This window comes from Streptomyces sp. NBC_01013, assembly GCF_045162765.1.
Taxonomy (GTDB): domain Bacteria; phylum Actinomycetota; class Actinomycetes; order Streptomycetales; family Streptomycetaceae; genus Streptomyces.
The window spans coordinates 592045-615213 of sequence record NZ_CP108687.1 but is presented as its reverse complement, the minus strand read 5'-3'; the positions used below and the strand labels follow the sequence as shown (position 1 = coordinate 615213).

Here is a 23169-nt window from a genome sequence, read left to right as displayed (position 1 = left end):
CGTCATATCGTCAAGGGGACGAGAAGGGGGGTGGGCGGGAAGACGCGGGCGGCCGGTGGCTTCCGCAGAAGTCACCGGCCGCCCGGGTTGTGCGCCGCCCCCGTCCCCACGGTGCGGCGCGGATGGGCCGTCGTCATCCGCTCGGGCGACGACCCACGTCTTTCAGGACCCGGGCGCCTGCGCGTCCAGGCCGAGTGCGGGAAAGACCGCGCCCTCCACGAAGCGGACGAGGAAGGTCTCGTCCGCGTAGGCGCAATCCAGCAGCGGGCGGGCGCGCATCACGCCCAGCAGCTGCGCGGAGACGAACTCCGCGGCCGGGTTGTCCGCGGCCACCTCGCCGCGCTGGACCCCGCGCGCGACCATGGCGTCGATCGCCGCGAGCTCCGGCAGGATCAGTGACTCACGCAGCGCGCACAGCAGCTCGGGGCTCTGCAGGGCGGCATGACTCAGGGCCAGCATCAAGGGGGTGTCGCGCCCCGAGCCCTCGCCGATGGCGCGCGCCGCCTCACGCAGGTCCCCGGCCAGGGTGCCCGTGTCGATCCGGCCCAGCAGTCCGCGCCTGGTCCCGTGCAGTGCGGCGACGACCAGTTCGGGTTTCGAGCCCCACTGGCGGTAGAGGGTGGACTTTCCGCAGCGGGACCGGGACGCGACCCCCTCCATGGTGAGTGACTCGTAGCCGCTCTCCCTCAGCATGTCGAGCACGGCGGTGTAGAGCTCCTGGGCCCTCTCCGGCGTGATCTTCGAGCGGCGTGACGCGGTGGCCTGCTCCGGCTCCGTTTCCAGCGACGACATGCGCTTTCCCTCTCTGCGACTCAGCGACGAGGTCCATCGATACGCCAGTGTACCGATACGCGAGTGTTCCGATACGCCGCCGTATCGGTACACTGGCGTATCGATACGGCATGGACCCGTCCCTGCCACCGAATCACCGCTTCGTCAGCAAAGGGGCACCGGATGCAGTTCGCCGGTAGCAGGCCCGCCGATCGGGAGCCGGACACTTCTGCCCGACCGCCCCTCGTCCGCGAGCTTCTTCTCGTCGTAGGACTCTTCGTGATCTACAAGTTCGGCCGCCAGGCGGCCAACGGTCACGTCGACGAGGCGTACCACGACGCCGGACGCGTATGGGATCTCGAACGCGCCGTACATCTCCCCGGCGAGGGCGCCGTGCAGGGGCTGCTGCTCCACGACGACACCCTGATCCACGTCGCGAACACCTACTACGCGACCGTGCACTTCCCGGCCACCGTGCTCTTCCTCGGCTGGCTGTACTGGCGCCGCCCGCGCCACTACATCTGGTCGCGCCGCATCCTCGCCGTGCTCACCGCCGCCGCGCTGGCCCTGCACCTGCTGTTCCCGCTCGCCCCGCCGCGGCTGCTCGCCGCGACCGGCCTGGTCGACACCGGACAGGTCTACGGACCGACGGTGTACGGGGCCACGCCCGCCACGGACTCCATGGCGAACCAGTTCGCCGCCATGCCCTCGCTGCACTTCGGCTGGGCGGTCATGGTCGGCGTCGGCCTCGTCGTCGCCACCCGCTCGCGGTGGCGCTGGTTGTGGCTGCTGCACCCGGCGATCACGCTGCTCGTCATAGTCGGAACCGCCAACCACTACTGGCTGGACTCGATCGTGGTCGCCGCACTGCTTTCGGTGGCGTTCGCGGCGCTGCGGCTGCCGCGCGCGGAACCGGTCCGGGCTCATCTGCCGTGGCCGTCCACGGCAGGCGCGCCCGCCCACGCCGTGGTCGCGCCGTACGCCCCCGGCCGTGCCTCTTCGTACGCCTCCTCCGGGACCGGACGATGAACGACACTCTGGTCGCCGTCGCGCTGTCACTGGTGTCCGCCGCGGCCTACGCCTCGGCAGCGGTGGCGCAGGCGCGGCTCGCGGGGCGCACCGCACCGGGTGCGGGGACGCTCCGGCTGCTCGGCAGTGGCGCCTGGTGGTCGGCCGTCGGACTGAACGCCGGCGGCGCGCTGCTGCACGTCGCCGCGCTGAAGTACGGTCCGCTGACCCTCGTCCAGCCGCTCGGCGCGCTCACCCTGGTCGCCGCCGTCCCGTTGGGCGCACGGGCCGCGGGCCGCAAGGTCTCGACGATCGAATGGCGCGGCACCCTCCTGACCCTGCTGGGGCTGGGGGCCCTGTTGATGACGGCCGGCGGGTCCGCCCCGCACGAGACGCTGAGCCTGGCCGAGGCCCTGGCCGTCGGCGCGGGGACCATGGCCGTCGTCGCGGGGCTCAGCCGCCCGGGCACGCGCCCCGGTCTGCGGCACGCCGCGGCCTCCGGCATCACGTCGGGCGTCGCCTCCGCACTGACCCAGACGCTGACCGTCGCCGTCACCGACCACACCACGGGCCCGCTGTTCAGCTGGCGCCTGGTGGTCGTCGCGGTGCTCGTGTCGGCCTTCGCCATGGGTGGGCTGCTCCTCTCCCAGACCGCGTACCGGGGGGGTCTCGGCGCACCGCTCGCCGTGGTCACCCTCGCCAACCCGGTCGCCGCGGCGGCCATCGGCCTGGCCCTGCTCGGGGAGCGGTTCCAAGGCGGGACGATCAGCCTCGTCCCTGCGCTGCTGGGTACGGCGGCCGCCGTACGGGGTGTGATCCTGCTCAGCCGCGCCCAGGCCCGGACGGTGCCCGCCGCGGCGGCGTCCGTGGCCGGACCGGCACCGAGTGTGCCGTCGAAAGTGGTCATCAGGAGCCCGCGGGCCGTACTCCACCAGGAACACGGACACCTGCGGCGGATCCGGGCGGGCCGCTCCTAGGTGTATTGATCACGGACGCTCGCCGCGTTGTCGGGGTCGCCCCGATACACCCGGTATCGGGGCGACCCTCCGCCTTGCGATCGCACGCACCGGACGCCGTCGAGCCCGCCCCTTCGGGCGGACGGCGCTACTTTCGAAACAGGCCCTAGCGGGCCCCGGCCAGGGCCCGTCGGCACCTACCCGAGGTCGGCCGCCGCGGTGCCGGCGTCCTGGTCCAGCGCCCTGGTCAGCCAGCCGATCCAGAAGTTCTCCAGATCGATGCCGCCGCGCAGCACGAGGTGGCGCAGCCGGTCCTCCGGCGCGTCGCGCCCGGGCGGGAAGTCCCGCTCCTCGATCTCCAGATACTCCGCGAGCCGGCGCCGGTGCAGGGCGAGGTGGCGCCGCAGCTCGGCGTCGAGGCCGGGCGCACCGACGACCGCCGCCGCCCGCATCCGCAGCAGCAGCGGATCACGGATCTGCTTCGGGTCCTCCGGGCGGGCCACCCAGGCGGACAGCGCCTCGCGGCCCGCGCGCAGTACCTCGTACTCCTTCTTCTGCCCCCGTGCAGGCTGGGCGGTCGCCAGCGCCCTGATCTGCCCTGCCTGCTCCAGCTTTCCCAGTTCGCGGTAGATCTGCTGATGCGTGGCCGACCAGAAGTAGCCGATCGACCGGTCGAACCTGCGGGTCAGCTCCAGCCCCGACGAAGGCTTTTCGAGCAGGGCGGTGAGGATCGCGTGCGGGAGTGACATGGGGTGCATCCTAGGGACGGGGCCGGAGGAGCGGACGAACCATCCACCCCTCCGGGGTCCTGGTCAGAGCGAGGCGGCGAGTTCCGTGCCCTGGCGGATGGCACGTTTGGCGTCCAGCTCGGCCGCGACGTCCGCGCCGCCGATCAGATGCGCGGGACGGCCCGCCGCGAGCAGCTCTTCGTACAGCTCCCGCCGAGGCTCCTGGCCCGCGCAGAGCACGATCGTGTCGACCGGCAGAAGATGCTGCTCGCCGTCGACCGTGATGTGCAGGCCGTCGTCGTCGATCCGGTCGTAACCGACTCCCGCGATCATGGTGACGCCGCGGTGCCTGAGCTCGGTGCGGTGGATCCAGCCCGTCGTCTTGCCGAGGCCCGCGCCGACCTTGCTCGCCTTGCGCTGGAGCAGATGGACGGTGCGCGAGGACTTCGGGCGCTCGGCGGTGCCGAGACCGCCCCGCTCGCGGTACTCGGTGTCGACTCCCCACTGCCGGAAGAAGGCCTCCGGGTCCAGGCTCGCCGCGTCCCCGCCGTCGGTCAGGAACTCCGCCACGTCGAAGCCGATCCCTCCCGCGCCGACGAGCGCCACCCGGTCCCCGACCGGCGCCCCGTGCCGCAGCACGTCGAGGTAGCTGACCACGCTCGGGTGGTCCACCCCCGGGATCGCCGGCGTACGCGGGGTGACACCGGTCGCCAGGACGATCTCGTCGAAGCCGTCGAGCTCCCCGGCGCCGACCGGAGCGCCCAGTCGCAGTTCGACCTTCTCCTCCTCCAGCCGGGTGCGGAAGTAGCGCAGCGTCTCGTTGAACTCCTCCTTGCCCGGCACCCGGCGCGCCACGTCGAGCTGCCCGCCGATCTCCTCGGCCGCGTCGAAGAGTGTCACCTCGTGACCGCGCTCGGCGGCCGTGACGGCGCAGGAGAGCCCGGCCGGACCGGCTCCGACGACCGCCACGCGCTTGCGGGTACGCGTCGGCGAAAGCGTGAGCTCCGTCTCGTGGCAGGCGCGCGGGTTGACCAGGCAGGAGGTGACCTTGCCGCTGAAGATGTGGTCCAGGCAGGCCTGGTTGCAGCCGATGCAGGTGTTGATTGCCTCGGCACGGCCCTCGCTCGCCTTCGCGACGAAGTCCGGGTCCGCGAGGAACGGCCGGGCCATGGAAACCATGTCCGCGCGGCCCTCAGCGAGGATCTGCTCGGCGACCTCGGGGGTGTTGATGCGGTTGCTCGTCACCAGCGGTACGGACACGGCACCGCGTACCTTCTCGGTGACCCAGGTGAACGCGCCGCGCGGCACCGACGTCGCGATGGTGGGGATGCGTGCCTCGTGCCAGCCGATGCCGGTGTTGATGATGGTCGCCCCGGCCGCCTCGATCTCCCGGGCGAGCCGCACGACCTCCTCCAGCGACGATCCACCGGGCACCAGGTCAAGCATGGAGAGCCGGTAGATGAGGATGAAGTCGCTGCCGACCCGCTCGCGGACCCGGCGCACGATCTCGACGGGGAAGCGGATGCGGTTCTCGTACGAGCCGCCCCAGCGGTCGTCGCGGTGGTTGGTCGCGGCGGCTATGAACTCGTTGATCAGGTAGCCCTCGGAACCCATGATCTCGACACCGTCGTACCCCGCGCTCTGCGCCAGCGCGGCCGCCGTGACGAAGTCCTCGATCGTCGACTCGACCTCGTCGTCGGTCAGGGCGTGCGGTACGAATCCACTGATCGGCGCCTGGATCGCGCTCGGTGCCACCAGGCCGGGGTGGTGGGCGTAGCGTCCGAAGTGCAGGATCTGCATGGCGATCCGGCCACCCGCCGCGTGTACGGCCGAGGTCACCACGGAGTGCTGCGCCGCCTCCGCCGCGGTGGTCATCTTGGCGCCGCCGGGCAACGAGCAGGCCCGCTCGTTCGGTGCGATGCCACCGGTGACCATGAGGCCCACGCCACCGCGGGCGCGGGCGGCGTAGAACGCGGCCATGCGCTCGAAGCCGTTCTCGACCTCCTCCAGGCCGATGTGCATCGACCCCATCAGCACCCGGTTGGGGAGGGTGGTGAACCCGAGGTCGAGCGGGCTCAGCAGATGTGGGTACGGGCTCATGCGGGGGCTCCTCGCGCGGTGTGGTTACGCCAGTTCTAGACCACCGGATCGCGGTTGTGCAACAAGTTGCACAATGACGTACGTCGCACTGTGTCACGGGTCACGCGCCGCCGCGGCCCGCCCGGACGGCGTAGCAACGCCTCCCGTCGGGGCGCCGGTGCGCGGAGAGTGGATTGCGTACGTCACCCGGGGCCCGCCGACCGGCCGGGCCCCCGAACCCTTCCGGAGACCCTCATGGGCAGTGTCAACCGTCGTGACCTCGGCCTGCTTGTCCTTCGCGTCGGCACGGGCGCGGTGCTGGCCGCGCACGGCAGTCAGAAACTCCTCGGCTGGTTCGGCGGCGGGGGCATCGAGGGCACCACGGCAGGGATGGAGGCCATGGGCTTCCATCCGCCCAAGCACAGCGCCATCGCCGCGGGCCTCGGCGAAGCCGGCGGCGGCGTCCTGCTGGCCCTCGGGCTGGCCACCCCGGCCGCCGGGGCGGCTGCCGCGGGTGCGATGGCGGGAGCTGTGGCCGTCCACGCGCCCGCGGGCTTCTTCGCGCAGGGCGGCGGCTACGAGTACCCCGCGTTCCTCGGCTTCACCGCGGCCGCGATCGGCCTGACCGGCCCCGGCCGGTACTCCGTGGACCACGTCACCCGGCATGCGTTCAACCAGCCCTGGATGGTCGCCCTGGCCTTCGTGGGCAGCGCCGCGGCCGCGGTCGCGGTCGTCGGTAAGCGGGCCAAGGGGCAGACCGTGGAGCCGGAGGAGTTCTGAGCGGACCCACTCCGCCGCGGGGCCAGGTGGCGGCCGCCCGCTTCAGCGGTGCGAGCGAACGGCGGCCACCCTCTGAGGCGGCCGTCGGCGCGGCGACCGGAGGCGGCTTTCCCCTGCGAGCGGCGGCCGGCGCGGCAGCCCGACCGCGCCGGCCGCCGCCCCTCCCTCGGTGGTCAGCGCGGCGACCGGAGTCGGCTTCCCTTCGATGCGGCGATCAGTGCGGCGACCGTGTCGAACTTGACGCGCGGCCGCCCGTGTTCGCGACCCCGGGCCTTCTCGGCGCGGTCGATGGCGGCCAGCCCCCGGGCGTCGACCACCTGGCGGGCCCGGCTCCGGGCGAGGCGCCCGAACGCCCTGGCCGGGTACGCGGGCGAGGGCAGCGCGCCCGCGACGGCGTCGGCCAGGAGGGTGCCGACGGTCTCGGCGGCGCAGGTGCGGTTGGCCCCTATGCCGCCCGAAGGGCCGCGCTTGATCCAGCCGACGACGTAGCTGCCGGTCACACCCACCACCCGGCCGCCCTCGTGCGGCACGGTGCCGGTCGCCTCGTCGAAGGGCAGGCCGGGGACCGGCAGCCCCCGGTAGCCGATCGCCCGAAGGAACAGGCCCGCGGGTATCTCCCGATCTCCGGCGGCATGAGTCACCCGCACCGCCTCGACGCCGTCGTTGCCGAGCACCTCCACGGGCGCCGAGTGGAAGCGGAAGACGATGCGACGCCCCGGCGGCGGAGGCTGCGCCCAGTCCACCATCTCGCGGGGCAACTCCCTTATCAGAGCGGCCTTTTCACCTGCGGCTGCCTCATCGATCTCCGCGCCGGTCCGCGGGTCACCGTCGTCGACCACCAGCTCCACGCCCGGCAGATGCCCGAGGGCGAGCAGTTCGGACCCGGTGCAGGCGAGGTCGCCGGGGCCGCGGCGACCGAGCAGGACGACCTCGCGCACCTCGGAGTCCCGCAGCGCCGCCAGCGCGTGGCCGGCGATGTCGGTGCCTGCCAGTGCGTCGGGATCCGTGACGAGGATGCGGGCCACATCCAGCGCGACGTTGCCGTTGCCGGTGACGACCACCCGCTCCGCGGACAGGCCGACTGTCTCCGGCGGGACTTCCGGGTGGGCGTTGTACCAGGACACGAAGGAGGTGGCCGGCAGGCTGCCCGGCAGGTCCTCGCCCGGAATGCCGAGCCGGCGGGAGGAGGAGGCGCCGACCGCGTAGATGACCGCGTCGTGATGGGCGGCGAGCTCTTCGGCGGTGAGGTCCTTACCGACCTCGACCCCCAGGTGCATGCGCACCCGGGGATGGGAGTGGAGCCGTGCGAAGGTCTCGCCGACCCCCTTCGTCGCGGGGTGGTCGGGCGCCACACCGTACCGGACGAGGCCGCCCGCCACCGGCAGCCGGTCGATCAGTGTCACCTCGGCGTTGGTGTGCAGCAGCAGGTCCTCGGCCGCGTACATCCCGGCCGGACCCGTACCGACGACGGCCACCCGGATGGGGGCGAAGTCCGACGGCAGGCTGCGGGGAAACGAGGGCTCGCCCCAGGCGTGGAAGTTCGGCCCGGCGGCCTGCACCTGCGCCCGGTCCGCGTAGTACGCGGCGTTGATGCCGATGAACTCCTTCTGCGCCCCGAGGAGACTGTCCACCGGGAAGATCGCGTCGACGGGGCAGGCGTCGGCGCAGGCACCGCAGTCGATGCAGGTCGCCGGGTCGACGTAGAGCATCTCCGTACTGCCGAAGGCCGGTTCCTCGGGCGTGGGATGGATGCAGTTGACGGGGCACACGGCGACGCAGGTGGCGTCGCTGCAGCAGGTCTGGGTGATGGCGTAGGTCATCGGGTCAGCTCGGGCTCTCGGCTCGGATCAGGTCAGGGCGGCGCGCCTGCGGTGGAGGCGGGCGGATCGCGGCGGCGCGCTTGCAGCGGTTCGGCTCAGATGAGGTGGGCGCGCCTGTAGAAGAACAGGGCCGGTTTGGTGAGGAGGCGGGCCGAGGCCAGGAACTCCATGAGACCCGAACAGCTGGAACGCATCAGGGACTTGTGGTGTTCATTGGCTGCGGCCTCGGCGCGGGCGCGGGCCTCGTCCAGCCCGGCGTTGGCGTAGACGTCCCGGTTCACCATGCTGGTGACGATGTAGTACGAGGCGATGGCGACCACGAGTGAGTTGATCTGCCGGCGCAGCGGCCCCGCGGTGCGCAGGCGCCTGCGGGTCTCGTCGCGGGCGAACTTCATGTGCCGTGACTCCTCCACCACGTGGATGTTGTTGATCGTCCGGACGAACGGTGCGACCCGTTCGTCCCGCATCCAGTCCCGCTGCATCACGTCGAGCACCTCCTCGGCCACGAGGATCGCCGCGTACGCGGCCTCGCCGAAGGCAAGTGTCTTGAAGGCGCGCCCCAGTTCGACCACCGCGCGGCGCGGCCGGTAGGCGGGTGCGCCGAGTTTCGCGGCCCCGCGCGCGAACATGATGGAGTGCCGGCACTCGTCGGCGATCTCGGTGAGCGCCCACTGGAACCGAGGGTCCGTGGGGTCCTTGGCGTACATGTCGCGCAGCACCATCTGCTGCAGGATCATCTCGAACCAGATGCCGGTACTGGCGACGGAAGCCGCCTCCTGGCGGGTCAGCGCCTTGCGCTGATCCTCGGTCAACTCCTGCCAGTACGACGTGCCGTAGAGAGTGCTCCACTCCGGGCTCGCGCCGTGGTGACCGCTGTCGAGTGGAGTGTTCCAGTCCACCTCGGTGGCCGGGTCGTACGACAGCTTCGCGGCCGAATCGAGCAGGCGCCGGGCGACGTCCTGCTCGGCGATCCGGTCCTGGTCCTCCGGCCGAACGGTGCTGCTTGCCATGCTGCGGCTCCTTGAATCGAGACAGATCGACCCGACGGCTGCCCGGCCTCTTCTCCCATCCCGTGTCTGCCCGATGAGATCGACGGCCGCCAGGCGCCGCCCCAGCTTGTTAGACGTCGCGTCTAGCAAGCTGTTAGACGGAAGGTATAGCAAGAAGGCGCCGCGGGCCTACCCCCACGGAGGAAATCCGTACGATCTCTCCACGACACGGCGCGCCCCGGCGTCGTGAGAGGCCCTGGCCGGCCGGTCCGAGGGCGGCCCCGCGGCCCCGCTGCGGTCTTCTGTGCCACGCCCGCCCTGCGGAGGGTGGACGGGTGCACTGCCGCCTTCGAGGTGCGCGATGCCCGACTCACGTGGATGAACGGGGAGTTGGTGAGGGTCTGCCGCGTGGCTGTGTCCGCGACCGCTCGCAGGCCCTCCCTCGGGCTGCGCGACAGCCGGCTGCTTGTCGCGGAAAGCGGCGACGCCGCTGCCGCCGTGACGGCAGGGGACCGGCGGAGGTTCGCCGACTGGCTCGGTGCGGGCCCGCCGCCGACCTTGCGGGGCGGTAGGGGCCCCGGCCCCCGCCCGCCACTCACCTGAATGGCGGGGGCCCCTGTTCCGGAGCACAGTGGATCTGGGGGCACAGGTCGGCGGAAGAATCCGTCCAGTCCGGTCCGCCCCCGGCAGAACAACTCTGTGCGAGGAACTCATGGCGACAAACGACAGCCGGAGCGGCACTGCACTGGGAACCGGCGACACATCGGGTGGGACCCGTGGCACCACTGTCATTGCGGACACCGTGGTGTCGACGATCGCCGGCATAGCTGTGCGCGAGACCGATGGAATCCATTCCGTCGGCGGAGGCGCATCCCGGGCTCTGGGAGCGGTCAAGGACAAGGTGTCCCGCTCCAACGACCCGGGCCGCGGCGTAAAGGTGGAAGTGGGTGAGAAGCAGACCGCCATCGACGTCGACATCGTGGTCGACTACGGCATTCCCATCCTGGACGCCGCGAAGAACATCCGGACCAACGTCACAGATGCGGTCGAGACCATGACCGGACTGGAAGTTGTCGAGATCAACATCAAGGTGCTCGACGTCCACGTACCAGGGTCCGACGACGAGGACGAGGACACGGAGCGCTCTCCGTCGAAGTCCCGCGTCCAGTGACACGGGTTACGCGTGAGGCACAGCTCCGCGTACGCGCGAATGAAGTGCTGTCGCGCAAGTGAAGTGCCGCGGCCGGCGTAGCTCCACATTCCGGCGACGTGACCTCGGCCGTCGCATCGCCCCGCCCGGCCCGTAGGCGGGGCGTGGGACGGCGACGGGCCGTTGGGCTTCGCGGGGACGGAGCCGAGGGTGCCGGTACGGTCGGCCGGATCGGCGAGCGGTCAGTGGCTGCCCGACGAGGACCGAGGCCCAGTGGCTGCCCGACGAGGACCGAGACGCGATGAAGGGGGCGCCCCCGGAGTAACAGGCCCGTGTATCCCCGTAGTCGGCGTCGCGGCCGAGACCGTGAACCCTTCTGCGTCTGCCCCCACGCCTGGGCGAGCACCTACTTGTACTTGGCCAAAACGCTTCAGCGCTGCCCCTTGCGGTCGCGATGGGTCAGCATGCTCTGGAGGTGGGACAGGGCCCCCGTGCGCGATCGGCGCAGAGCGGCGCGTGCGGCGTTGGCTCCGGGGGCGCCGTGGACTCCGCCACCCGGGTGTGCGGAGGCCGAAGCGAGGTAGAGCCCTGGAACGGGCGTCTCCGGACGACCCGTTCCGGGCGTGGGGCGGAAGACCAACTGCTGGTGCATGGCAGTGGTTCCACCGTTGATGGCTCCACCGCGGAGGTTGGCGTCCATGCTCTCCAACGTGGGCGGGGCGAGGACGCGTCGGGACCTGATGAGGTCACGAAAGCCTGGCGCGTAGCGTTCGACCTGTTCCTCGACCCGGTCCGCCATCGTCTCCCGCTCCCGGACGTCCCACGCACCGGTCAGCCCCGCGTCCCCGGCATCCCCGCGCACCCTGTGCGGCACATGCGTGTACGCCCACGCGGCCTCGGTGCCGTGGGGGGAGCGGCCGGCATCGGCGGTGGTCATCTGACCGAAGAGGGCGAAGGGTTCGTCCGGCACGCGGCCCATGGCGATCTGCGCGGCGAAGCGGGTGAGGGCGTCCACGCCCTCCGCGAGGTGGACGGTCCCCGCCTGCGCGGCCTCCGCACAGGTCCAGGGGACGCGGCCGTCCAACGCCCAGTCGACCTTGAACGTGGCGAAGTCCCACTGAAAACGCTTCAGGTCGGCGAGCAGGCGGCCGGGCAGGTGCCGCTCGGCCACCAGGGAACCGTAGAGCGAGGGCGCGGAAACATCGGCAAGGACCGCCTTGCGGGCCGGTACCGCCTCGCCGCCTGCCGTGCGGACGCCGACGGCCCGGCCGCCGCGGATGACGACCTCGGTGACCCGTTCCCCGCACCGGACGGTCCCGCCGCGCCGCGCCAGCCTGCGGACGAGCGCGGCGGTGAGGGCCCCGGCGCCTCCTGTGGGCACGGGGAAGCCGTAGGTCTGACCGAGCATGGACATGAGCCAGCCGAAGCCACCGCTGCCGGCCGCCTCGGGTGAGAGGTCCGCGTGCAGGGCGTTGCCCGCCAGCAGGAGCCTGCCACCCTCGCCGCGGAACTCCTCCTCGCCCAGCCGCCGCACCGGCAGCACCATCGTCCTGGCCAGTCGCAGCCCGCCCGCCGCCCGCAGCCGCAGCGCAAGCTGGGCCCCGGCCCGGACCGGGGGGAACGGTGTGAACAGAGCATCGAGGATGCCGGGCCGCAGGACTTCCCATACCTCCCGCAGCTCCTTCCATGCGGCCCCGTCCCCGGGGGCGAACGCCTCCAGGCTCGCGGCCGTCTCGTCCAGATCCCGGCTGAGCACCGCGCAGCGACCGTCCCGCAAGGGGTGGGCGAGCACCTTCGGGGCATGGCTCCAGATCAGCCCGTCCTGCTCCAGATGCAGGCCGGCCAGCACCGGGGAGGCGGCGGCGAGGGGATAGAAGGAACTGAACAGGTCGCTGGCGAACTCGGGGTCGACCCCCCGGTCGTGCCGGACGGCTCCTCCGGGCTCGTCCTGGGCCTCCAGGACCTCCACGCTCCAGCCCGCGTCGGCCAGAAGATTCGCCGCGACCAGCCCATTGGGACCCGCACCGATCACTACCGCGTCCGGCATGGTTCGCTCCCGGCTAGATGGGTTGCGCCGCTCCCGCAGGAGCGGCCGTGTCCGGATCGGCGCCGGTTCACGCCTTGTGCGGTCGCGGCCGCCCGGGAGCGCTGCGGCCCGGGTCTTCGTCCCCCTCGCACACCCGGGCGAGGCGGCCCAGCATCACCCGGTGCCGTACTTGCTGTGCCAGGTCCAGGAGGCCGTTGTGCAGAGCGCCCCCGGCTCCGCGCAGCGGGTGCTCGTCGAAGATGAGGAGGGTGTGCCCGCCCCAGGGCCGCAGTTCCATCGCGATCCTCGCGGTCCCCAACGGGCCGCTGTCCGCCTCCAGTTCGAGAGCCGTGATCGGCTCGCTGCGGCGGACCACGGTCCGGTTGTGGAGGGTGGCCGGACCGATCTTGATCTCGTAGCGCAGGGTCGCCCCCAGCTCGGGCCACTGCCCCCTGTCCACCTCGGCCTTCGCGGCACCGACGACCCACTCCCCGTATCGTTCGGGGGCGGACAGGACCGCCCAGACATCGGCGGGAGGCTTCCTGATCAACCGGTGTCGTACAGCCATGCGTGCCTCCGTCGTCCGAAGTGTCGCGATTCATGCTGCGGGTTCCCACGCTAGGCCCCGGTACACACGCGCGCGCGGCCACGGTCAGGGGCGCGGCTGGTGGCCGCTGCACCCGCGTGCGGCCACGGCGCGCCGCCCACGCCCCCGGCCCGCTGTCGAAGCGCATCCCGCCGGGGCGCGGGGCATCCTGGGTGGACAAGCAGGCGTGTTCCGCTGTTGGGAGGTGCCATGCCCGCAACGAGCCCCCTCGCCGGTCGCACGGCGGTCGTCACCGGAGCCGCCCGCGGCCTCGGCGCCCAAATGGCCACGGCGCTGGTACGGCGCGGAGCGAGAGTGGCGCTGCTGGGCCTGGAGGAGGAAGAGCTGGCGCGGACGGTGGCCGAACTGCCCGAAGGGGCCGCGCGGCAGTGGACCGTCGATGTGAGCGAGGCGGCCGCGATGGACGAGACGGCCGCGCTGGTGCGGTCCCGGTTCGGCTCCCCGTCGGTGGTGATCGGCAACGCGGGCATCGCCGCGGCCGGCCCGTTCCCGGAGTCCGATCCGCTCCTGTGGCGGCGAGTCGTCGAGGTCAACGTGGTGGGCAGCGCGGTGACGGCACGCGCCTTCCTGCCCGACCTGCTGCTCACCCGGGGCTACTACCTCCAGGTTTCCTCCCTCGCGGCCCTCGCGGCGACACCGCTCATGAGCGCGTACTGCGCCTCGAAATCGGGTGCCGAGGCATTCGCGCAGGCGTTGCGGGCCGAAGTGGCACACCGCGGGGTGGGGGTGGGTGTGGCCTATCCGAGCTGGGTGGACACCGAGATGATCAGAGCCCGTGACAGGTCGACTGCCCTGCCTGCGCTGAGGTCGGCGCTGCCGTGGCCGGCCTCGCGGACGTATCCGGCGTCAGAGGTCGCGGAACGACTGGTGCGGGGCGTCGAACGCCGCTCCGCCGCGGTCTACGCCCAGCAGTGGGTGCGCGCGGTGCGGCTGGTGCGTCCCTTGCTGCCGCCGCTGGTCGTGCTCCGGTCCCGACGGATGATGCGGCATCTGGAGAGGGGCGGGGGCGTCCCGGAGACCGGGCCCCTGGGCAGGGGTGGCGAGGCGGCGGTGGAGTGACGCGCCGGGGGACGGGCGGTCCGGGCCCGGTCGGCAACGGTACTGAACGCCCGCTCCCGACCCGGTACCCGGACCGGTACGTTCCGCGGACGCTGCACCGACCTGCGGATGAACCGGGGACCTGGGTTTCGGAGGTGTTCGGCCCTTTGGGTGTTCTTTGCGTCGTAGGGGCGTTTCGACCGCTGATCGGCGGTTACCCGGCCTCCGTCGCGGAAACCGGTGCGGTGCCCGCTCGGGCAGAGAGGCCGCGGGTTCTTGTCGTCGAACTCAGTTGCGGGACCACGCGGCAGAGGAGTGGATGAAGTCATGGGATCTTCGCCGGGGCCGGCTGTCAGGGCCGGAGGCGCACGGTGAAGGGCGCATCCCGTGCATGACGCCGCTTCTGAGCGAGCCCGGCCGTCCGGAGAAGCCCGCCTCCCGCCCCGTCGCCCCGCCCTGGGCCTCGCGCCTGGTCACCGCAGCCGCGGTGACCGGAACCGGTGCGACGGCTGTGATCTGTGCGGCCGGACTCGTCCGGCGGTGGCGCAGCTGACCGAGCCCCTCCGTGGCAGTCCTGTCCCTGAGAAGAAAGGCCCATCCCGTGTCGATGAAAGTCTCGGACTACATCCTCCAGCGACTGCGCGAATGGGAGGTCGAGCATGTCTTCGCCTATGCCGGGGACGGCATCAACGGCCTGCTCGCCGCCTGGGGGCGAGCGGACAACACGCCGAAGTTCGTCCAGGCCAGGCACGAGGAAATGGCCGCATTCGAGGCGGTCGGGTACGCCAAGTTCTCCGGCAGGGCCGGCGTGTGCGCAGCGACCTCGGGGCCCGGAGCGATCCATCTCCTGAACGGCCTGTACGACGCCAAGCTCGACCACGTCCCGGTGGTCGCGATCGTCGGCCAGACCAACCGGACCGCCATGGGCGGCTCCTACCAGCAGGAGGTCGACCTGCTGAGCCTGTACAAGGACGTCGCCTCGGACTTCTGCGAAATGGTGACGGTCCCCGAGCAACTCCCCAACGTCATCGACCGGGCCATGCGCACCGCCTACGCGCGCCGGACCGTGACCGCGATCATCGTGCCCGCGGACGTACAGGAACTGGAGTACTCGCCGCCGACCCATGCGTTCAAGATGGTGCCCTCCAGCCTGGGCATGTCCCCGTACGCGCCCGTTCCGGCCGGCGAGGAGATCACCAGGGCCGCTGAGGTACTGAACGCCGGAGAGAAGGTGGCGGTACTCATCGGCCAAGGTGCGCGGGGTGCTCGCGCCGAGGTCGAGGTGGTCGCCGAGACGCTCGCGGCCGGGGTGGCCAAGGCCCTGCTGGGCAAGGACGCGCTCCCCGATGATCTGCCGTACGTGACGGGCTCCATCGGACTGCTGGGCACCCGTCCCTCGTACGAACTCATGCGGGACTGCGACACCTTGCTCGTCATCGGCTCCAGTTTTCCCTACACCCAGTTCATGCCCGGTCTCGACCAGGCCCGAGCGGTGCAGATCGACATCGATCCCTACATGATCGGATTGCGTTACCCCTTCGAGGTCAACCTGGTGGGCGACGCCAAGGAGACGCTCACGGCCCTGCTGCCCCAGTTGAAGAAGAAGAGGCACGGTTCCTGGCGGAAGAAGATCGAGAAGGACACGGCGCGCTGGTGGGAGGTCATGGAGCGGCGGGCCGCCGTGGAGGCCGACCCCATCAACCCCGAGTACGTGGTCCACACCCTGGACGCCCTGCTGCCCCATGATGTGATCCTCGCCGCCGACTCGGGCTCCGCGGCGAACTGGTATGCCCGGCACCTGCGCATGCGCGGGACGATGCGCGGCTCCCTGTCCGGCACCCTCGCCACCATGGGGCCGGGTGTGCCCTATGTGGTCGGAGCCAAGTTCGCCCATCCGGAACGCCCCGCCGTCGCGCTCGTCGGTGACGGCGCCATGCAGATGAACGGACTGGCCGAGCTCATCACCGCCGCCAAGTACTGGCGCGAGTGGCAGGACCCGCGGTTGATCGTCGCCGTGCTCAACAACCAGGATCTCAACCAGGTCACCTGGGAGATGCGGGCGATGTCCGGGGCGCCGCAGTTCCTCCCCTCACAGGCACTTCCCGACGTGCCGTACGCGGACTTCGCCCAGTCGATCGGCCTCGACGGAGTGCGGGTGGAGAAGCCGGCGGATGTGGAAGCCGCCTGGCGTCGCGCCCTCGGAGCCGACCGGCCGTTCGTCATCGATTTCCGCACCGACCCGGCGGTACCGCCGATCCCTCCGCACGCGAGCCTCGACCAGATCGAAGCCGCCGCGTCGGCCATCGTCAAGGGCGACAGCGACCGGGCCGGCATGATCCGCCAGGGACTCAAGGCCAAGGTCCAGGAGATGCTGCCGGGGCACCGGCACGGTGACGGGCCCGACACACGCGGGGGAGCGGGCAGCTGATGAGTGCTGGCGCTCCTGCCGCGGGGGCCCGCTCGTGCACGACTCGCTGCACCGTCCTCGCCGAGACGAAGTGAACCGGTCCGCATCGCCGCCTCGTACGCCGGTCCCCTGACACGAACCGTTCAGAAAGGCACCGTTCCAGCGATGACCCAGAACGTAGTGATCACCGGCGCGAGCGCAGGCATCGGCCGCGCCACCGCGCAGCACTTCGGCAGCCGCGGTGCGAACGTCACACTCCTGGCGCGAGGGGAAGCGGGACTCCAGGGCGCCGTCCGCGATGTCGAGGAGGCCGGGGGCAGGGCGCTTGCGGTCCCCACAGACATGGCCGACTACGGGGCGGTCGAAGCCGCGGCCGGACGGGCGGAGCAGCGGTTCGGGCCCATCGACCTCTGGATCAACGTGGCGTTCGTCTCGGTGTTCGCGCCCTTCGATGAGATCAGCCCGCAGGAGTTCCGCAGGGTCACCGAGGTGGCCTACCTGGGCTTCGTGCACGGCACCAGGGTGGCACTGGACCGGATGAAGCCCCGCAATCACGGGACGATCGTGCAGGTCGGCTCAACACTCGGCTCACGGAGCATCCCCCTGCAGTCGGCATACTGCGGAGCCAAGCACGCCGTCAACGGCTTCACCGAATCGGTGCGCTGCGAGCTCATGCACGAACACAGCGAGGTGCGCATCACCCTTGTTCAGATGCCGGCGGTGAACACCCCTCAGTTCACCTGGGTCCTGTCCCGGCTACCGCGCAAGCCGCAGCCGGTTGCCCCGATCTTTCAGCCGGAGCTGGCCGCCCGCGCCATCGCGTTCGCCGCCGACCACCCCAGGCGCAAGCAGTACTGGGTGGGGGGAAGTACCGCCGCCACGATCCTCGCGCAGAAGTTCGCAGCGCCTCTGCTGGACCGGTACCTCGCCCGTACCGGCTTCGAATCCCAGCAGACCGAGGAACCTGCGCCGGCGCGTCCGGGCAACCTCTGGGAGCCCGTCGACGGAGCCGGTGCGAGCGACCATGGAGCGCACGGCCCCTTCGATACGAACGCGCACACGCGCAGCTTCCAGGTGTGGGCGTCCCAGCACGCACGGCTGACGTCCGCCCTCGGCGCAGCCGCCGCGCTCGCAGCCGTGGGGGCACTTGCAGGGGGCGGGCGGAAACTCCGCTTGGGCCGTTGATGGTTCCGGCGCGTAAAAGCACGTCAAGGCCCGTCAGTGTGCGCACGACCCTGCACCGCACAGCATCGCCGTTGGTGAGCCCGCGACGAAGGCGGGGCGCCGGCCCGAGAGCCGACGCCCCGCCTCCTCATCCGCGAACGGCGCAGGGCCGTCTCCCGGATGCAGCGGGGCCCAGGTCCGATGCGCCGGGGCTCCTCAGGTCTGGGGACGGCGGCCGTGGTTTGCGCCGTTCTTGCGGCGGGCCTTCTTCTTGCGACGTCGTTTCGAGGACATGAAACTCTCCTTGATCTGCATCGTTCGAATGGTCTACCGGCATTATCCACCGGTTTGTCGCCTATGGCGATCACGGATCCCTTACCCGCCCACAGGGCGGCAAACGTCCGTGCCCGTACGTGTGGGTGGCCCGTGTCGCCGTCCGTCGCCGGTCTCCCGTCCCGCGCGCCGGTCTCTCCGGCCCCGGCACCGATCGGCCCTTCCGGTGGTGGCTCTCGTGGACGGGACAACGAGAGGGTGCGGCCCCCTGGGAGAGGGGCCGCACCCTCTCGCCCTCAGTTCTGGGCCAGTGCGGGCGGGGCGGCGTCGACGCCCCAGCTCGTCGGCTCGTCGCTGAGCTCGATCGTGATCGTGCCGGAGCGGAGCAGGTCCTTGTGGGAGAGCCAGCTCTGGCGCACGTGGCCCTTGTTCGTGTCCACGGACGACACGTACTGCAGCTTCGAAGCGTCGGCGCCCGGGGCCTCGATCCTGATCGTGCGGCCGTGTGCGGGACGGATCTCGACCTTCTCGAACATCGGCGCCGTGACCACGTAGTCGGCCGAGCCGGGCTGGGCCTCGAAGACGCCGGCCATGGCGAAGACGAGCAGCGACGAAGTGGCGCCGAGATCGTCATTGCCGGGCATGCCGTACACGTCGTCGGTGAAGAGCGTCCGCATCGCACGCAGCACCGAGGAGGTCTTCCACGGCGCGCCGGTCCACGCGTACATCCACGGCGTGTGGAAGTCGGGCTCGTTGTTCGGGTTGAAGGCGAAGTTGTTGTGGTAGTCGTACGCGCCGGTCACCCACGACTCCGAAGCAGCCTTCGCCGGGTCGCTGAGCACGGCCGGCATGTCGAAGAACTTGTCGAGCCGTTGCTCAGCGGCCTTCTGACCGCCCATGAGACCGAAGAGGGTCTGCGGGTCCTGCTGGGCGAGCCACTGGTACTGCCACGCGGTGCCCTCGTGGAACGCCCCGGACCGGGTGGGGTCCGGGTCGCCCGCGACGGTGCCGTCCGCGTTCTTCGTGACCGGGAACCCGGAGAAGCCCTGCGACGTGACGCCGGGGTCCCAGAGCTGGGCGAAGTTGTCGCAGCGCGAGGCGAGCGTCGCCGCCTTGTCCTCGTAGCCGAGGCCGCCGGCCATCGTGGAGAGCGCGCAGTCGCCCAGCGCGTACTCGAGCGTGGCCGAGCCCGCCTGGCGGCTGTCGCCGTACTTGTAGCCGGGAAGGTTCTGGTAGCCGACCCATCCGTTCTTCACGTACGTGGGGTTGCCGTCACGGCCGCGGAAGAGCGACTGGTCCGAGGGGACGTCGTTGGCGTTCTTCCAGAGTGCGTCGAAGAGCTGACGCGAGGTGCGGTCGTCGAGCAGCCCGCGGTTGTAGACATCGACGATCCAAGGGGTGACGGGATCCCCGCTCATCACGTTCGTCTCGCTGTTGCCGAGGCCCCAGCGCGGCAGCCAGCCGCCGTCCTGGTACATGTGCAGCATCGACTTGGCCATGTCCTCGGCCTTGTCCGGATGCAGCAGGGCCACCAGCTGGTTCTGCGAGCGGTAGGTGTCCCAGAGGGAGAACATCTGGTAGTACGGGGAGTCGGCGCGGTGCACCTTGTCGTCAAAACCGCGGTAGCGGTTGTCGACGTCGGAGCCGATCGACGGGTGCAGCAGCGAGTGGTAGAGCGCGGTGTAGTACGTGCGCCGGTCGGCGGTGCTGCCGCCCGCGACGCGCATACGGTTCAGCTCGTCCCGCCAGGCGTCGTGTGCGCCGCCGCGGGCCTTGTCGAAGGACTTCGGCTGCTCGGCCTTTCGGTTGAGGCGCGCGCCGTCGACCGAGGTGTAGGACAGCCCCACCGACGTACCGACCTCACGCCCCTCGGCCGGGTCGAACGTCAGCCAGGCGCCGGCGCGCTTGGTACCGCGCGATGCCTCGCGCCGGCCCGGCGTGAGCGTCCCGTCGGACCAGGTGCCGAAAGCCGAGAACGTCCGGTCGAACGTGGCACTGAAGTAGATCCGGTAGCGCTCCTTGCCGGTCTCACCGCAGAAGTTGCCCCCTTGGACCCATCCCTCCACGGTGTCGTTGCCCACCACGTTGATGTCGCCCGCGTAGGTGCTGCCGTTGCTCTCGCCGGCCTCGATGAGCACGTTCTCCGGGCCCGATCCGGCGGGGTAGGTGTAGCGGTGCTGGCCCGTGCGCTGCGTCGCGGCGAGTTCCGCCCGCACGCCGTTGTCGAACTTCACGCCGTAGTAGCCCGGCGAGCGGGTCTCGTTGTCATGGCTGAACTTGGCACCGTACTGCGCCGGATCGGACGACGTGACCGCGCCGGTGGTGGGCATGAAACGGAAGTTGCCCATCGTCTGGCAGCCGACGCCCGACAGATGCGTATGGCTGAAGCCGAGGATGGTGTCCTGCTGGTAGTCGTAGGAGGCGTACTTGTTCAGCTGCGTGTCAGGACTCAGCTGCACCATGCCGAACGGGGCCGCGGCGCCGGGGAAGGTGGTCCCGTCACCGTTGTTGCCGATGGACGTGTCCACCAGCGAGGTGGGGTCCTTGGCGAACCCCGGCCCCCGTTCCTCGGCGCTTGCGACGCCGGAGGTGACCGAGGCCGCGGCCACAGTGGTGACGATCAACGCGGTGGTGAACACGCGCTTCAGCGCTCTCATCACGATCCTCTCGCTCGACAACGTTGTCATAATGATTGCCGTCGATCTTGCTCCCCGGATGTTGATCCGTCAATCCATCGTCGTGAGCGGCCTCGGGCGGGGGTGGCGCCTGGAGGACCGCAGAAACTCCCGCCCCTCCCTGTCCGCTCGGCTCCCGTCCGAGGCCGCGGGCCGCGCGGCTGCTCGGGCGCCCAGGACATGGCCGCCTGCCACCGCGGCGGCTTCTGCCTCGCCCAACCACCGGGTGCGCCGGACCCGGCGGCCCGGCGCCCCCAGCCCCTCTCTCAGCCGCGGGCGACGGCGATCGACCCCTGGAGACGCTCACCCGCCTCGTAGACCATGTACGGCACTCCGTGGTCCGTTCCGAAACTCGGTGAGGCGCTGCGGCCGTTCTCCGGGGCTGCGGTGCCCGAGTCGTAGAAGACGCCGAGGTGGTCGCGGCGGGAGAAGTCGTTGCCGACCTCGGTGATCAGCAGATTGCCGCCGCTCTCCTTGTTGGTGTTGTAGACGACGTACGTGCTTCCGTTCCGGCTCAGCAGGTGCGGGCCGCCGATGTTGTCCGCGCCGACGTCGGTGTGGCGTACGAGCGGCTGCTGGTCGAACGTCCAGTCGCGGCCGTCCTTCGACCAGCCCCACGCGATGTCACGGTGGTTGGACTGGTTGTTGAGCATGCACAGCATCACGTAGCGCGCCCCCCGCGAAGGCAGGTCGTGCCGGAAGACACGGGCGTAGGAGGTCTCGGTACTGCCCGCCGGCATCATCGCGGTGGTGAGCACCACCTTGTCGTAGGTGAAGGTGATGCCGTCCTTGGAACGGGCGAGCCGGGTCGTGCTGTTCTCGCCGTGGAAGTAGAGCCAGAACTCCTTGACGTCCTCGTTCCACAGCACGTGCGGGGAGGCGACATGGCTGACCTTGTAGTGCGGCTGCCAGTTGTTGGAGACGATGGGGTTCGCCGTGTATTCGGTGAACGGCCCTTCCAGCGAGTCGCCGTACGCCAGGCAGATGCCCCCGGGGGCGTCGTGCGGGCCGTAGTAGAGGTAGTAACGGCCCAGCGGATTCGCCAGCTTGTCGTAGACCCCCCGGATGCACGGGAAGATGATCTCGCCGGTCGGGTTGTACTTCAGCTCGGAGGGTGTCAGCAGCGTCTTGACGTATCGGTAGGCGGGGAATCCGCCGGGGGCCGCCGCCGCGGCTCCTTCCGGATCGATACCGGAGGCGGCCGCGGCACTGCCCGTAGCGGCGCCGGTGGCGATGATTCCGGTGGTGGCGGCGGCCCCGGCGACCGCGCCCCGCAGGAAGACCCGGCGGCTCGGCTGCCGGCGGCCGGACGCGGCCCGCGGGTCGTGGTGGTGTGCCTCGTGCTCATGGCCGTGCTGTGTCATGTCTTGCTCCGTCCCGAGGAGTGAGCGATCACAGATGACTGGGGTGAGGGGTCACAGGTAACTGGCGGCGGTCACGCAGAACCCGCCGAGGGCGACGGCCCAGACGTACGGCAGGGTCCGCAGCATCACCTGCTGCGGCGTCACCCCCGCGTACTGGGCGCTCCAGACGGTCTGCGTACTGGTGGGGTCCGACACCCCGAAGACCTGGTTGTACGAGGTGGCGAGGCCGAGGACCGCGACAGCCGGGTAGATGCCGGCGGCGATGAGGACACCGGCGATGCCCGCTCCGAGGCCGTAGACGTTCAGGGGTCCCCGGTACAGGCAGAGCGGTACGAGCAGGGTGAACACGAGGACGAACAGCACCGGGTGCTGCGGGCTGACGGCCTTCACCAGCGGTTCCAGGGACTCCACCGCTCCCGGCAGCTTCACCGCGGCGAGCAGGATGCCGATCGCGACGAACAGCACGATCGGTGCCGCCGCGACCTCGAACGCGCCGTACAGAGTGCGCAACAGCCGCTTGTTCATGTCGCGCGGCCGCGTGGTCGTGACCAGCGCGTACAGGACACCGGCCAGCATCGAGGGCAGGATCGCGACTTCGAAGCCGAGCGCCAGGACCAGCGGAACGAGCGGGGTGAGCAGGGCGTACCAGGGTGCGTCGGCGAGCTGCTTGCGTCGCGAGGCGGGCTTCGGGGAGGCCGACTTGAGCGACCACGCGTGCTCCACCCCGCGACGCCGCGTCTCGATGAGGACGAAGAGCACGGCGGCGGCCAGCGCGAAGGGGAACAGCTTCATCATGAAGCCGCGCACCGTGTCGACGGGCAGTTCGAGGGCGGTCGAGAAGAACTGCCAGATGGGCAGTTCGAAGGGCATGCCGGCGGCGATGCCCATCAGGATCGTCCCGGCCGCGGTGACCTTGGGAATACCGACGGCGATCATGGCGGGGATGCCGATGATCCCGGCGAGCATCGCCGCGGGGGCGGAGCCGGTGACCGTACCGACCAGGGTCGAGACGGCGAGGACGCCGAGGGCGACCACGACCGGCCGGTCCCCGCCGAACTCGACGATCTTGCGGACCAGGGTGCCCGCGATGCCGGTCTCGTCGAGGAGCTTGCCCAGCCAGGAGCCGAGCAGGATCGCGATCATCGTGGCGGCGAGCAACGGCGCGCCGGTCTGTACGACCGTGTCCAGGACGCTGTTCTCGCCGGTCAGCGGAGCGCCCGCGACGAAGGCGATGACGACGCCCAGGATGACGAGCGCGAAGGCGGTGGGCAGCCTGCGGGTGAGCATCGCGGCGACACCGGCCGCCATGACAAGAAGGATGACGACGCCCATGG

General features: G+C 70.8%; 19 protein-coding genes. 8 read left to right on the top strand and 11 right to left on the bottom strand.

The annotated features are described in order from the left end of the window. Positions 1–162 precede the first annotated feature (162 nt). Positions 163–792 carry a TetR/AcrR family transcriptional regulator gene (locus tag OG538_RS02650; protein ID WP_406089727.1) on the bottom strand — a complete coding sequence of 210 codons (630 nt, stop codon included), beginning with the start codon at positions 790–792 and terminating at the stop codon, positions 163–165. 162 nt (positions 793–954) lie between these two features. On the opposite strand from OG538_RS02650, the gene OG538_RS02645 reads away from it, so the two are divergent. Beyond that, positions 955–1800 (top strand): phosphatase PAP2 family protein, encoded by an 846-nt coding sequence (locus tag OG538_RS02645; RefSeq protein ID WP_406089725.1) that lies wholly within the window; start codon positions 955–957, stop codon positions 1798–1800. Continuing rightward, complete coding sequence (locus OG538_RS02640) at positions 1797–2756, top strand: hypothetical protein (protein WP_406089723.1); 960 nt, start codon at positions 1797–1799, stop codon at positions 2754–2756. Before OG538_RS02645 ends, OG538_RS02640 begins: the two co-directional genes overlap by 4 nt. Positions 2757–2932: 176 nt before the next feature. Here the strand turns inward: OG538_RS02640 and OG538_RS02635 are convergent, their stop codons facing one another. Beyond that, entirely contained in the window at positions 2933–3484 is a 552-nt protein-coding gene (locus OG538_RS02635) for a PadR family transcriptional regulator (protein WP_406089721.1), read from the bottom strand. 63 nt (positions 3485–3547) lie between these two features. Next, on the bottom strand, positions 3548–5563 hold the full coding sequence (locus OG538_RS02630; protein ID WP_406089719.1) for an FAD-dependent oxidoreductase: 2016 nt from the start codon (positions 5561–5563) through the stop codon (positions 3548–3550). Positions 5564–5797: 234 nt separating this feature from the next. On the opposite strand from OG538_RS02630, the gene OG538_RS02625 reads away from it, so the two are divergent. After that, positions 5798–6322: a DoxX family protein gene (locus OG538_RS02625; protein ID WP_406089717.1), complete on the top strand. Its 525-nt coding sequence runs from the start codon at positions 5798–5800 to the stop codon at positions 6320–6322. A gap of 173 nt (positions 6323–6495) precedes the next feature. On the opposite strand, the gene OG538_RS02620 is transcribed toward OG538_RS02625, so the two are convergent. Continuing rightward, complete coding sequence (locus tag OG538_RS02620) at positions 6496–8142, bottom strand: FAD-dependent oxidoreductase (RefSeq protein WP_406089715.1); 1647 nt, start codon at positions 8140–8142, stop codon at positions 6496–6498. A 95-nt stretch (positions 8143–8237) separates the two neighbouring features. Next, positions 8238–9152: a diiron oxygenase gene (locus OG538_RS02615; RefSeq protein ID WP_406089713.1), complete on the bottom strand. Its 915-nt coding sequence runs from the start codon at positions 9150–9152 to the stop codon at positions 8238–8240. Between the two features lie 691 nt (positions 9153–9843). Here OG538_RS02615 and OG538_RS02610 point away from each other — a divergent pair. Next, the gene (locus tag OG538_RS02610; RefSeq protein WP_406089711.1) at positions 9844–10302 is read left to right on the top strand and encodes an Asp23/Gls24 family envelope stress response protein; all 459 of its coding nucleotides are present in this window, start codon (positions 9844–9846) and stop codon (positions 10300–10302) included. A 409-nt stretch (positions 10303–10711) separates the two neighbouring features. Here the strand turns inward: OG538_RS02610 and OG538_RS02605 are convergent, their stop codons facing one another. Continuing rightward, a complete protein-coding gene (locus OG538_RS02605; protein WP_406089709.1) occupies positions 10712–12328 on the bottom strand; it encodes a phytoene desaturase family protein in 1617 nt (538 codons plus the stop codon). Positions 12329–12395: 67 nt separating this feature from the next. Then, positions 12396–12875, bottom strand: coding sequence for an SRPBCC family protein (locus tag OG538_RS02600; RefSeq protein WP_406089707.1), 480 nt, complete (start codon positions 12873–12875; stop codon positions 12396–12398). Between the two features lie 228 nt (positions 12876–13103). On the opposite strand from OG538_RS02600, the gene OG538_RS02595 reads away from it, so the two are divergent. The 4 genes from OG538_RS02595 (at position 13104) to OG538_RS02580 (ending at position 17544) form a co-directional block, all read left to right on the top strand. Further along, on the top strand, positions 13104–13973 hold the full coding sequence (locus OG538_RS02595; protein WP_406089705.1) for an SDR family oxidoreductase: 870 nt from the start codon (positions 13104–13106) through the stop codon (positions 13971–13973). A 370-nt stretch (positions 13974–14343) separates the two neighbouring features. Further along, on the top strand, positions 14344–14505 hold the full coding sequence (locus OG538_RS02590) for a hypothetical protein (RefSeq protein WP_406089703.1): 162 nt from the start codon (positions 14344–14346) through the stop codon (positions 14503–14505). Between the two features lie 54 nt (positions 14506–14559). Next, positions 14560–16380 (top strand): thiamine pyrophosphate-requiring protein, encoded by a 1821-nt coding sequence (locus OG538_RS02585; protein WP_406099960.1) that lies wholly within the window; start codon positions 14560–14562, stop codon positions 16378–16380. A gap of 144 nt (positions 16381–16524) precedes the next feature. Further along, entirely contained in the window at positions 16525–17544 is a 1020-nt protein-coding gene (locus OG538_RS02580; RefSeq protein WP_406089701.1) for an SDR family oxidoreductase, read from the top strand. 195 nt (positions 17545–17739) lie between these two features. Here OG538_RS02580 and OG538_RS02575 read toward each other — a convergent pair whose 3' ends face one another. From OG538_RS02575 to OG538_RS02560, 4 genes are all read right to left on the bottom strand, one after another. Continuing rightward, positions 17740–17817 carry a 50S ribosomal protein bL37 gene (locus OG538_RS02575; RefSeq protein ID WP_406099958.1) on the bottom strand — a complete coding sequence of 26 codons (78 nt, stop codon included), beginning with the start codon at positions 17815–17817 and terminating at the stop codon, positions 17740–17742. Between the two features lie 275 nt (positions 17818–18092). Then, entirely contained in the window at positions 18093–20453 is a 2361-nt protein-coding gene (locus OG538_RS02570) for a GH92 family glycosyl hydrolase (RefSeq protein WP_406089700.1), read from the bottom strand. Positions 20454–20737: 284 nt separating this feature from the next. Continuing rightward, a complete protein-coding gene (locus tag OG538_RS02565; RefSeq protein WP_406089698.1) occupies positions 20738–21835 on the bottom strand; it encodes a hypothetical protein in 1098 nt (365 codons plus the stop codon). Between the two features lie 51 nt (positions 21836–21886). Beyond that, entirely contained in the window at positions 21887–23167 is a 1281-nt protein-coding gene (locus tag OG538_RS02560; RefSeq protein WP_406089696.1) for a transporter, read from the bottom strand. Positions 23168–23169 lie beyond the last annotated feature (2 nt).